The sequence below is a fragment of the Bradyrhizobium sp. BWC-3-1 genome, assembly GCF_032917965.1.
Classification (GTDB): domain Bacteria; phylum Pseudomonadota; class Alphaproteobacteria; order Rhizobiales; family Xanthobacteraceae; genus Bradyrhizobium; species Bradyrhizobium canariense_D.
Genome location: NZ_CP136625.1, coordinates 1,971,502 through 1,983,551, shown reverse-complemented (window position 1 = coordinate 1,983,551; position 12,050 = coordinate 1,971,502). Strand labels below are relative to the sequence as shown.

Below are 12,050 nucleotides of genomic sequence, written 5' to 3'. Positions count from 1 at the left end.
GTTTGAGCCCTTACGATGGGCACTCAAGATGTCCGCTCATCGGGGCTGACCGAGAATCATCGCGGGAGGACTAAATCGACGTGATTGACCCATCTGAGACATTAGGCCTTTAACCTAGAATGGCGTAGCGTCGACGTGCGATCAAACGCTCAGTTCATATTAACTTGTGGGGGGCACATGAGGACGTTTTCTTTCGCGGCAGGTGGCATCTTGGCCGTGATGATGCTGTCATCGGCTGCGACCGCAGCTGAGTTGAGGGTTCTGGCCGGCGGCGCCATGACAGCAGTGTGGGCGAGTCTCAAGCCGAAGTTCGAACAAACCTCAGGCCACAAGCTTGACGTCTTCTTCGGCACCACTCCGAACCTGATCAAGGAAGCGACCTCCGGCAAGCCGTTTGATGTCGGCGTCGTGCCGGTCGAGGTGATGGGGGACGCTGGCGCGCGATCACATTTCGCAGCCGGGCCGACGCTGGACATAGCTCGTGTCGGCCTCGGCGTCGCGGTTCGCGCCGGTGCGCCGAAGCCCAACATCTCCACGCCCGACGCGCTAAAAGCTGCCTTGCTCAAGGCGGAATCGGTCGCCTCGATTCCGGAAAGCGCAACCGGCTATTCAATAGCGAAGGTATTCGAGCGCCTCGGCATCACCGAGCAGATGAATGCCAAGATGAGAGCGCAGCCGACGCCGGCACAGGTCGTCGCTGTGGTCGCCAAGGGCGAGGCTGAACTCGCGCTGTTCCTGATGAACGTCTTGACGGTGCCGGGCCTCGATGTGGTTGGCCCGTTCCCTGCTCACTTGCAGCAGGATGTCGTATTCACGGCCGCGCTCGGTGCGGGCACGAAGGAAGCCGCAGCCGCGAAGGCGCTCGTCGACTACCTGAGAACGTCGGACGCCATATCGGTGATCAAGAGCAAAGGTATGAGGCCAGGGTGAAAGAATCAGCTGCTTCGTGGGACAACGACGTTCAAGCCACGCTGCTACAGCGGATTGCCTTACCCACTGGTGTATGTCGGCTGATGGCCATCGGCGAAGTGGCGGCACCTCTCCACAAGGTCCGCTGGATCAGGGCCCGAAGACGGCGGAGACCCCGGCCAGGACGCGCCACGTGGGGGTCGCTTGAATCCCTTTGTAGTCATTGACGACCGGGATGCCGACCATCACGTAGCTCGACCAGTTCTCGACTGTCAGGCGCAAACCCGGCGAAATAAATATCGTGTTGCCGCCTGAATTTGGATCAGTGACGCCGGCGGTTCGCTGCTTGTCGTGCCACTCGCCATTGATCTCAAGCAAAGCGTCGAGGGCAACATGTCCGTGCGGAGCGGCCGTTATTGGAGCCTTGGTCACCATCCGCGAATGATCATGGCCGGCATGCGCATACGCGTTCCGCGGGTCATGCGAATGCGGCTCGCTCGCGGTCTCGCCGAACAGCCGGTAGGAAAGCGCGCCATTGTAGAGAAACCGATTGCCGAGATTGGTGTCTTGCGTCCCGGTCCCGCTTGCGATCGCGAGTATGTTCGCGTGAAAGCTCAAGGCCGGATTCAATCGCTGGCTGAAGGCGGCGCCAAACAACCAATCCCAAGAGCCCGATCCAGGTTGAAATTCGGCCTCGAATAGCTCACCGAACGGGTCAACCAAGTGGGTCGCGCCGGTCGGTGCCTTGACGCCGAACAGCATCGCCGCTTGCGTTCCGCTTACCTGATTGTTCAAGAAGCGATATTGGCCAAGCAAGGTCACATCGCCAAAGCCAGAAGTAATGCCGCGATCAGGCACCGTGGCGGGATCAGCCGGGTCTTCCTGCACGCCTTCGAGGATGCCGGTGCGGCGCACCCATGGCAGGCGCACCGACACCGTCAAGTCGTTAGTGATGCCGTAGGCAAACGCAAGCGCCCGACTCTCTACCGTTTGCAGGCCATGGACGTCTTTGCCGATATTAGCGAGCAGAGTCGGATCGCTCAGTTGCTTCAGCCGGAGATAATCAACGAACGCGGAAAAGGCGAACTGCCCCTGATCGAGGGTGCCGGCGCCAATGGTGAAAATGCCGCCAGCACCGCCAATGCCGCCGATGCCTGGATGATGCGCCGATGGCCGTCGATGCGACCAGAGCCACAATGAACGAGACTCGATTGATCATTGTCCACCCCTTGATGTCACGCGCGTCGTCCATTGTACGTTAATTCTGTCACTTCAGCTGTTGGCCATCGCTTCCGTTGAGGCGGTGCAGCTATATGTCCGATGATGGGCGCGGACCGGAAGCTTGTCGCTGAGCGCCAATCCGACGCGATTGACCCATGCCAGACATCATTGCTCAATAGACATGCCCAAGGTCCGGCCATAGGCTTGCTGCTGATACTTCGGTGCGGATGAGCTGAGCCGTCCCGCGATCTTTTCTATGGCGTAACGGAAGGCACGACAATGGCTGAACTTATCAAGGTTGGCGCAATGCAATTACGGTTTTTACGCACCAAGTATGATACCAGCGGGGCGCTTGATATGTTTGAGGTGGTGATCCCGCCAAACTCCCGTATGCCGGTCCCGCACCATCACCGTGACTGGGAAGAAACGATCTATGGTCTTGAGGGCGTCATCACTTGGACGGTCGCCGGCAAGTGCATCGAGATCAAGCCGGGAGACGATCTCTTCATCCCGCGCGGTGTTGTCCACGGGTTCGTCAACGAGACGCAGGCGATTGCGAAAATGCTTTGCGTTCTCACGCCAGGCGTTCTCGGGCCGGAATACTTCCGAGAAATGGCCATAGCCATCGGCGGCCCTCCGCCTCCTGATCCTGCCCGGATGGGCGAGATCATGAAACGTCACGGCCTGATACCTGCGCCATCTTAATTGAGTGGGCCGGCTGCATTCGCGCTCTGCGCGCGAACCTCGTTATTTCTGAATGCCGCTTGTTGGCCCATCAGCGAAGTGGCGGCGGCGTTCCACGAGGTCCGCTCACCGAGGCATGGCGGACCAGATTTGCTCACGTTGAGTTCTTCGCATTTTGACCCATCACGGACATCCGAGAATTGCGCGGCTGCCTCAGTCGGCGGCCGCGGCCCTACGACTTTCAAGGAGGTTTTCGCTCCCATTTCGGTGCAGCTTGAGCACGGCATAAACCGCCTGGTTTGCCGGTGTAGGCACACCAATCTCGCGACCGAACTCGACCACCTTTCCGGCAAGCCAGTCGAGTTCGAGCCGGTTGCCTCGTTCGAGGTCGTGCAGCATCGAGGCCTTGAAGGTGGGTGGCGAGGCATCGCCGAATTTCAGTCTGTCGTCGGCAAAATGCTCCGGTATAGGAACGCCCTTGGCACGGCCAACCGCCACCACCTCGCGCATCAGGCTGAGAAAGAATGACCGCGTGTCGGGGTCCGCCAGGATGGGCCCGAGCGGCTGGCGAGTCGTAGCGGTCGCGCCGGATAATCCGACCAGAAATACGAATTTCTGCCAGCGCTCTCGGTCAATCGCGTCGGACAGCATGATGTCGATCCCGGCCACATGAGCGGCGTCGGTAAAGGCCTTGAGGTGCGCATCGGGCTTACCGTCGATGCGCCCGCAGACCATACGTGCGAACTTGCTTGTGTGGGTAACGACGCCAGGTGCGGAAAGCACCGTAGCAATATAAGCACTGCCAGCAACCACATTGTCGGTGCCGAGGATAGGGGCAATCCGCTCCGCGCTGTCGACGCCGTTTTGCAGTGGGATCACACGGGTGCGGGGCCCGACCAACGGGAGAGCTTGCTCGGCCGCTTTCTCGCTGTCCCATAGCTTGACTGCGAACAGAACGATATCGACCGGACCGACCTTGGCAGGATCGTCGGTCACGTTCGGCTTAGGCAAATGAAGATCGCCATGCACGCTCTCGACTTTGAGGCCATTCTTCTTGATAACGTCGAGATTGGAGCCGCGCGCGATAAAGACCACATCGTGCCCTGCAGCAGCCATACGTGCACCGAAATAACCACCGAGGGCGCCGGCTGCCATCACAGCGATACGCATTAGCCGCCTCCACTAGCTCAACGCCCTCAAGGCACGATCGACGAACGATACCACGCAATAGACCGGGGAGTGACCCGTCGAACGGCCGCAGTTGGCCCTTTCGGACCTGACAGACTTGGCTGATAATGTCGGCTCACGCGGCGGAAGCGGGCAAAGCATTCGCAGTTTGAGGTCTGCTTCTGGCCCGTCGGCGCACCGCCTTGGGTACGAAGTGCTACATAATTTATAGCAGATTGAAAAAGTGCAAATATCCTCGCACGGGGCGGTCTCGCGGTCCCCGCCATAGGCCATAGTCGCCGGAGAACCTGCCGACCGATGGCGCAGGGCCGCCATCGTCGGACAGTCACCGCCAGCGCTTGCGCGCACAGAAGACCAAGCCGCGCTATCGCGCGTCGCTACGGATCAATAGGCGCAGATATAGTTGCCGTACGCATCGTAGCAACTGCGGGGGTAAGCAGCAGCGCCAACGGCAGCCGCGCCTATCGCCGCCGCGCCGACACCATAGCCGCGATAGCCGTAGCCGCGATAGGCCTCACCACGATAGCCGTAGCGCCCGCCGCGCACTGCGACAGCGCACCCCGAGCCCCTCGAACTGCTACCGCGCCGCCACGGTAGCCTCCACCGCCCCGATAGGCGCCCCCCCGCGACTGCGAGCATCAGCGTCGTCGGGAGTGAAGGTGACTAGCAGCATGGCCGCAGCTGCCGAAGCGATGAGAATTCGGCGCAATGTTAGGCGTACTCCTTTTTCTGGAGAGGAAGCCGCGGGACAATTGCGCAGCGCGCCGAACCGCGGTCTATCCGAAGCTCGCGCGCGGGAGCTGCGCGCTCTTGACCTGGGTCAAACCTCACGTTCATCTACGTGAACGGAACTGCTCCATCACTCGTTCCATCGTGAGAAGCGATCCGTGCAGTCATGACCCGTGCAGGTGAAAAAGTGGACCCGCGCGCCAGCCCGGCGCACCATCCGCCGGTAAGCCATCCCTGCATTTACAACTCGGCTTTTCAATATGGAGTTTCCCGATGGCGCTTGATCGGTCGTTCGAGCCTGACCCGGAACTGAAGGGATCCTACTATCGAAGGTTGGAGGATATCCCGTTGGCTCTTGCTAAGTTCGATGTGACGGCGCTTCCAACCAATTCGCCTGCGCAATTTGTAGCCTACTATTTCGGGGCCGAGAAACTGGCGAAAGCCATTGTTGGCATCGATCTTAACCAACCAGCGCCTGGTGCATTTCATCATCGCATGGGTGTCAGGTTGCCGGAATCCAAATCTTCCGCACGCAAGATGAAGCTCACAATTTCGGAAGCCGAACTTGATGCCCTATTCGAGCATCAATCACGCCTTCCGCTGCCGTCGAGCGCGATCACGATCCGCAATCGCCTGTCGCACGATTTCGGGCCGACGCAGGTGAGCCACATCCGTCAGCACGCACCGCGACTGGTACCGATCATGGTCAAGTTCATCGGAGACATTGAACTTGTGCTGAAGCATCTGCGCACGCTGTGGACGGCATCACAGACACGACCGTAGCTCGAAACTTCACTTCCCCACCCATCGCAATCATGCGGCCGCCGCGATCGTCCTTGTCGACCTCCTGAGCGCGTCATCCGGCAATGGCCGCTGCAGCGCCTTGGCCCCGTCCCACCGCGCCCGCATCCAAAAGTCTCCGCTCCAGCACCTGGGAACCACTCCAGCGACCGAGAAGGCGGCTTGACCAAGATCAACGCTGTTCGCTCAGCTGTCGAGAAAGCTGGCACATGGCAAGACGGGTTTCTATGATCGAAGTGGCTGCGATTGTGATCATCGCACTCAGCTTGGCTATAGTCGCCTTCGTCGGGTTTTCCATCTTGGCAGAACCATGAAGGCTGCGTGCGCCAGGCCTATCGCAACTTCTCCTCCCGCTCCCGGCGCACCGCCGCGTTCTCCGGGTTCTTCGTGTCTTGCGGGCCGGACGGTGGCCGCGCCGCCTTCGACGGCAGGCAAGGCTCAATGAAGCCGGAGGGCGCTGCACGACCATGGCCGGAGGATGGGGCAGCGAGCTGAGCTACAGGTTCAACCGCCTAGCCCACCTCGATGTCCCACGGCAGCCGCACCAATGACCGCACCCGGCGCGGCGTCACCGCCGAAGCTGATTGGGCCCAAACCGAAATTGGGTCAGAGAGGGCTGCGGTAATCCCGAGAGCGGTCGTCGGCAGGCGGTCGTAATCGTTTCAAGCGCCGGGCAAATCAGGAGGCGCAGCCGCCGGTACCGTCGCTTTGACCTCCGCAAGCGCCGCTTGCAAGGCGGCTTCCTTGGTGTGGTCGAGAGAAGTCTTTAGCACCGTGCCGCCTTCGCCTTTGAGCCTCTCAAGAACCTTGTCTGCCGTGACTTTGCGCACCAGTACGAAGAGCGCTGCGGTTCCGGGTTGAACGGCGGCAGCGGTCTCCTTCATCCATTTGTCGTCGATGCCCACATCCGTTAAATATCCGCTGAGCGTGCCGGACGCGACGCCAAGGGCAGCACCAGCGAGTGGCATCAGAAAGATCAGGCCAATCAGCGTGCCCCAAAAGGCGCCAGTAGCCGCACCAGCAGCGGTGGTATTGATTAGTTGGTTTAGTTTGACGTTTCCGTTGCTGTCTTTGACCGCTATCACGGCATCGCCGAGTTCGATCAAGTACTCCTTCTGCATGGCCAGCAATTTTTGACGAACTTCCTCCGCCTTCGCCTCGGTCGGAAATGCAATTACGACAAGGTCACTCATCTGTACTGCTCCTCTACTCAACGATTCCTAAATCTTTTCAGCGGCACCGCAAAATCGCTTGATGCAGATCAATGAGGTGCTGGGCGGCCAGTCTCCGCGATAGGCCACGTCGCCCAGAGTACCTGCCGACCGATGACGCAGGCTCGCCATCGTCGGACGGTCACCGTCAGCGCTTGCACGCACAGAGGGCCAAGCGCGCGTTGCCACGAATTAATAGGCGCAAATGTAGTTCCCGTAAGCATCGTAGCAACTGCGGTACGCCGCAGTGCCAAGGGCAGCCGCGCCTACCGCTGCCGCTCCTACACCGTAACGGCGATAGCCATAGCCGCGATAGCCATGATAGCCGTTGCCCCGGTAGCCTGCGCCGCGCACTGCAACAGCGCCGCCGCCTCGCGGTCCTCGAACTGCGACCGCACCGCCGCGATAACCGTCGGCACCCCGATAGGCAGCACCTCAAGCACGACGACCACCACAGAGCAGAAGAAGTAGGCCGTTCATTCGGCCAAGCAACAGGAGCTGTGCCGGCTCAGCGGCGGCTGGTAACGACCCACAGCGACCCGTTCGAAACCGCGTCCGGCCGTCTTACGGGCCGCCGGATGTGAAACTAGGGCCTAATAGGGCCCGGCGGTTTCGAGGCGGACGCAGCGCCGTGCGCCGGTGCTGATAAGCCCTTCATCGGTCGAGGCTTTTTGCTTTGCTCGCCCGCCCGAAATAACTGGACGTCAGGACCACACGGTTTTGCCGTACGCACGGCTCGCCATTTCGCCGCAGTTTTTCCAGCCCTGTCGACGGAGCCGGAAACTTACAGACGAGACGAAGCCTAGCAGCGCCGCTCGTCGGAACGCAGCCTTGGGCTCACGGAGAGCAATCCGCCCTGCCCTTGGCCTCTCGCACCCGAACGCTGCCGCGTCCACCGCAAGCCCGGCTCGCGAACATGACGACCACAAGATCGCCCCTCAAGGATGAGCCGGGATGGACGACACATACGCCATTTCCGAATTTCGGTAAAGCGGAATATTTTTGTGAGCGCGGATTGACACGGGGGCGACACAGGCGCGGTCCCGTAGCCCGGATGAAGCGAAGCGTGATCCGGGAAGGTGCCAGACGCAGCGCGAGCAGCCCCCGGATCACGCTTGCGCTCCATCCGGGCACCGGGGCTTCGCCGCCCTATATCATCTGCCTTGCGCAAAAAAACACCCGGCGGTTTCCCGCCGGGTGTTCGTTCATGTGTTTCGATAGATTTTACCAGTTGCGCTGAGCGCGGAGGATCATGGCGACCGAGTCCTGATCCTTCAGCTCGTAGGCCGCGGTTGGCTTGGCGGTCGCGACGCTCGGGGAGGCGCCAACCGTACCAGAATACTTCTGATCGAGATGGGTCCAGGACACGTCCGCCGAGAAGGTCAGGTTCTTGACCGGGGTCCACCGGGTGACGACACCTAGCTGGCCGATCGCGAAGTCAGGGTTGCAACCCGTCACACCTGCCAGGGCTCCGAACACACCGGCGCCGCCGCCGGCGCCGCAGATGGTGGTCTTGGCCAGCGTGCCGAACTGGGCCTGAGCGTAAGCACCGTACAGCGAGGAGTTCCAGTTGGGATCCCAGTTGTGGGTGTAAGCGCCACGGAAGCCCCAGGTCTTGACGGTTTCCTGCGAGCTACCGGTCACGTACACCGTGTCAGGAGCATTGGCGAAGCCAACGCTCTGGTAGGCAACACCCGAGCTACCGAACAGCGAGTAGCTGCTGCCCGACAGGTTCTGGAAGTTGTAGCGGGTCGCGCCGTCGGTGTAGACGCCCTGGATGTTGATCGTGTCACCCGCGCCGGTCGGGATGTTCTTGATCGACAAAGCGAGCTGAACAGCCCAACCCCATTTGTCGTCGGGATGGCCGGTGGCTTCGGTCGCGCCGTAATAGGCGACATGGTTGTCATGCGCAGCCACTGACGCCTGGAAGAGACCCCAGGCCTGATCGACACGCAGCTGACCGACGAGGTTCGGCGAACGCGAGCCGCCGAGGGCGTTGGTGCCGTACGAACCGCCGATGATGCCACCTGCGGTCGCGCCGGTCATGTTGAGGTTGCCGGCCTGATAGTAGGCCGTCGCATCTTCAGCGGAGAACGATGCCGTGACGCCCTGGCCGAAGTCGGCGGTGTAGGTGAACTGGGTAACGCCGGTAACGGTGCCGCTGCCGCCGACGAGGTTGTCGGTGATGTTGCCGGGATAGTTGGTCCAGGGCGCGTCGAACTGCGACACGGCCTTACCCATCGTGAAGCCGGCGAACTGGATGAAGGCGTAGTATACGCCGAGCGCACCGGCCGAGGTATTGCCGTCGGTGCCGTTGACGTTGCCGCTACCCGAACCGACGAGGCCTGTGCCCGCAGCGTTGAGACCGAGCGTACCGCTGTACTGGGTGCCACCCGTTGCCGAACCGGTGCCCGAATAGTTGCCGGTCGTCCAGGTAAAGACGCCGTCGAAGAACGTGCGGACCACGCCGTATTCGGTCGCGGTGCGGGTGTCGATGTTGAGGTCTTCACGAGCGCGGAAGGTGTAGTAGTTCATCAGGCGGTTGCGTGCACCGGCAACACCGCTCTGGTTCGGGTTGAAGTCCGAATTGGTATTGAGGTTCGCATCGGCACGCAGGTAACCACCGAGCTTGATGCAGGTGTCAGTGCCCGGGATGTAGTAGAAACCGGCGCCGTACAGCGAGCAGATCTTCACGTATTCGACCGCCTTGGCCTTCACGGGAAGATCGGCAGCGAACGCGCCGGAGGCGGCCATCAGGCCGGCAGCCGAGCCGAGAAAGAGTGTCTTCGTCAACTTCATTAGTAAACCTCCAGGTCGGTTCAGGGGGCTCGGGTCCTCGGTGGACGCCGCTTTACCCTCTCAATTTCCGTTCAATTCAGGCCCGCACCGAAGGTTCGGACTGAAACGACAGCGAGGTGCCCCCTCCGTCGCGGCTTCACATATAGTTTATAAAAACAATGGTCTCAATTTATTGCTTTGATGAATCGATACTTCAGGTCGCGATGTGGCTTGAGGGCAACAGCGGCGATATTACCCCGGAAGGTCACTATAGAAAAACCAGAAAAGCCCTCGGGGGGCATCCCGAGGGCTTCTTGGAGGTCTCGCATCGCTGTCCGTCGCGTGGGTCAAGAGCAGCGAAATAGAGTGCGATAGTAGATGATAAAATTAATTGTTTTTTTCAAGTAATAATTGAGCCTACGATTTCTTCCGCGCGGTATCTCCCCTTTGGTCGACGCGCGATTTTCGAGACGCTTCCAAGATATCCCATTAAGAATAGGCAAGGGATAAACGGGGAGGGAGCCACATGATCGAGAAGAAACTCGACAGGGCGATTACGGACTTCATCTGGAACGTCGTCGAAATTCATTCCCAGCTGGAGGACATCCACACCAGCTGGGCCGGACTGCTGGGCATTACCGAGCCGCAGTGGCTGATCCTGATGGCCATCACCGAACTGGACCAGGGGCGAGGTGTCGCGGGAATCGACATCGCGAACAAGCTGCGCGTCCACCCCGCCTTCGTCACCAACCAGACCAAGAGTCTCGAAAAGGGCGGCTTCCTGTCGCGACGGCCGGCCGCAGACGACGCACGCTACGTCCTGATGTCGCTGACGGCGAAAGCAACGACGGAGATCGAAAAACTGTCGAAGAGAAAGCTCGCCTTGAACTCGACCATGTTCAACGAGCTCGACGAGACGACCTTGGCCGATCTGAATGCCGCGCTCGCAACGATTGCCAAGAATGCCCGGCTGGCCGCACGGTTGCTGGCCATCGACGCTTCCTGACTCCCTGACGTCAGGCGCGGAACGCGCGCCTCGATTCATCCCCAATCTCTCCTCGCCTTCCCAATCTTTTCTCGCCTTCCCCCAATCTCTTGGCGCCTTAGAGGTAGGTCACGGAATCCAGCTGGCGGGCAATTCCAAGTTTGCTGTCGAGCCATTCGAAAATGAAATCGTCCACCGCGATGAAATTCTCGACCTCGCCCAGAGGGTACGGAATGCAGTTCGGCACGACGGTCGCGCAATCGGCTCCGGCCTGCCGATAGCCGGCTTGCAGTTCGAGAGCATCCTCCTCCCAAACCATTGAGCGGCTGCCGACGACCATCAGAAGCGGGCAAGGTATCCGACACAACGGCAGCAACGAACCCGTCGAGGGCCCGTCACGGACCGCCTGCTCGACGCCGATCATCCAGCGCAGCGATGCCCGGCGCATGACCGGCGTCGCAATGCCGCCGTCGCACACGGCGGCAGCCATTCTGCGATCCACGAGGGCAAGACGGGATGCGTGACTGGCGGCCGCCCCCTCGCCGTAGACCGCGATCTGCTGCGAATCGACGTCCGGACGAGCTTCCAGGTAATCCAGCCAGCATTGAAGAATATGCGCCGGCTTGAAGGGGCTACGACCGGATGAATCGCCGGCATCAACGAGCAGGAGTGACACGTTCCGTCGCCCTGAAGCCGGCAACAGCCTGCTCATCATCGAGCCGAGGGTGATGTCCTCGTCGCTGACGCAGATAACCGCGGGTGCGAAAGACCGATCGGGGAACGCCGGCAGAAAGTAGCCCGCAAGCGAGCCTTGATCAAAGCAGTCGATCTCCACACGCTCGATCGCCGAACCGGCGTCCTCCTCGAAGCCCCGGAGGCAGAGTCTGACCTTGTCTACGAGGTCGGTACCCCCGGGATCTCCGGGCCAAGACAGGTTCCTCGCGACTTCAAGGGCCGTCAGCGAGCACAGCCACGCTTCCCGCACGATCTGAGCTGAACTGGTTACGCGCGCCGATTCGGCGAATATCCGGTACTCGCCTGAGATCCTCAACCACTCCGAAATCCACCGATGCCTGTGCGCCTCGCGCACGAGTTCCCCGACGGACAAGCTTTCAAAAAAATGGGACGCACGTTTTCGCAAGCACGCCAGGCTTCGACCGGCGCCGTCGCACGTGCCGTGAGGCCAATGATCATCTTCCATGTCCGTCCCCGAACGGCGCGTCGGCGGTTGCTTGGACTCGGCGCAGCGCTGTCAGCGCAACGCCCTGCATGTCTGCTCGATGCGATGGCACGCGTGCGTGATCGCGCTTGCGTCTGCCGTCCCGATGATCGTTCCGTTTTCCCTTCGCGGGCGGGGGCACTGGACCGGACGGACTACAGTCCGAACGAACCGGTCGCAAAACAAGTCGCACGCCGACTCCAACTCAATCGTCACGTCTCAGCTCCGTTGCTGATACACAGTTTAGGCCCGCACCACTCTGCCATTTTTTGCTGTCCCGCGTTTGCAGTTTTTTGTTGCGGTGGACGACTAAAATTGGAGCTCA

Annotated in this window: 10 protein-coding genes; 4 read left to right on the top strand and 6 right to left on the bottom strand. The window is 60.6% G+C overall.

Going from position 1 to position 12,050, the window contains the following annotated elements:
* Window positions 1-177 precede the first annotated feature (177 nt).
* Window positions 178-930, top strand: a complete 753-nt coding sequence (locus RX329_RS09650) for a substrate-binding domain-containing protein (RefSeq protein WP_317245771.1) — start codon at window positions 178-180, stop codon at window positions 928-930.
* Between the two features lie 129 nt (window positions 931-1,059).
* Here the strand turns inward: RX329_RS09650 and RX329_RS09645 are convergent, their stop codons facing one another.
* Window positions 1,060-2,106: a transporter gene (locus RX329_RS09645; RefSeq protein WP_317245770.1), complete on the bottom strand. Its 1,047-nt coding sequence runs from the start codon at window positions 2,104-2,106 to the stop codon at window positions 1,060-1,062.
* Window positions 2,107-2,409: 303 nt separating this feature from the next.
* Between RX329_RS09645 and RX329_RS09640 the strand changes: the two genes are divergently transcribed.
* On the top strand, window positions 2,410-2,835 hold the full coding sequence (locus tag RX329_RS09640; RefSeq protein ID WP_317245769.1) for a cupin domain-containing protein: 426 nt from the start codon (window positions 2,410-2,412) through the stop codon (window positions 2,833-2,835).
* A 192-nt stretch (window positions 2,836-3,027) separates the two neighbouring features.
* On the opposite strand, the gene RX329_RS09635 is transcribed toward RX329_RS09640, so the two are convergent.
* The gene (locus RX329_RS09635; RefSeq protein WP_317245768.1) at window positions 3,028-3,984 is read right to left on the bottom strand and encodes a 2-dehydropantoate 2-reductase; all 957 of its coding nucleotides are present in this window, start codon (window positions 3,982-3,984) and stop codon (window positions 3,028-3,030) included.
* A 1,020-nt stretch (window positions 3,985-5,004) separates the two neighbouring features.
* On the opposite strand from RX329_RS09635, the gene RX329_RS09630 reads away from it, so the two are divergent.
* A complete protein-coding gene (locus tag RX329_RS09630; RefSeq protein ID WP_317245767.1) occupies window positions 5,005-5,514 on the top strand; it encodes a hypothetical protein in 510 nt (169 codons plus the stop codon).
* 680 nt (window positions 5,515-6,194) lie between these two features.
* Here RX329_RS09630 and RX329_RS09625 read toward each other — a convergent pair.
* From RX329_RS09625 to RX329_RS09615, 3 genes are all read right to left on the bottom strand, one after another.
* Entirely contained in the window at window positions 6,195-6,725 is a 531-nt protein-coding gene (locus RX329_RS09625; RefSeq protein WP_317245766.1) for a DUF1269 domain-containing protein, read from the bottom strand.
* A 299-nt stretch (window positions 6,726-7,024) separates the two neighbouring features.
* On the bottom strand, window positions 7,025-7,186 hold the full coding sequence (locus tag RX329_RS09620; RefSeq protein WP_317245765.1) for a hypothetical protein: 162 nt from the start codon (window positions 7,184-7,186) through the stop codon (window positions 7,025-7,027).
* A 781-nt stretch (window positions 7,187-7,967) separates the two neighbouring features.
* Window positions 7,968-9,542, bottom strand: coding sequence for a porin (locus tag RX329_RS09615; protein WP_085348489.1), 1,575 nt, complete (start codon window positions 9,540-9,542; stop codon window positions 7,968-7,970).
* A 505-nt stretch (window positions 9,543-10,047) separates the two neighbouring features.
* Here RX329_RS09615 and RX329_RS09610 point away from each other — a divergent pair.
* On the top strand, window positions 10,048-10,527 hold the full coding sequence (locus RX329_RS09610) for a MarR family winged helix-turn-helix transcriptional regulator (RefSeq protein WP_247337729.1): 480 nt from the start codon (window positions 10,048-10,050) through the stop codon (window positions 10,525-10,527).
* A gap of 97 nt (window positions 10,528-10,624) precedes the next feature.
* Here the strand turns inward: RX329_RS09610 and RX329_RS09605 are convergent, their stop codons facing one another.
* A complete protein-coding gene (locus RX329_RS09605; protein ID WP_247337728.1) occupies window positions 10,625-11,707 on the bottom strand; it encodes an alpha/beta hydrolase in 1,083 nt (360 codons plus the stop codon).
* Window positions 11,708-12,050: the final 343 nt, after the last annotated feature.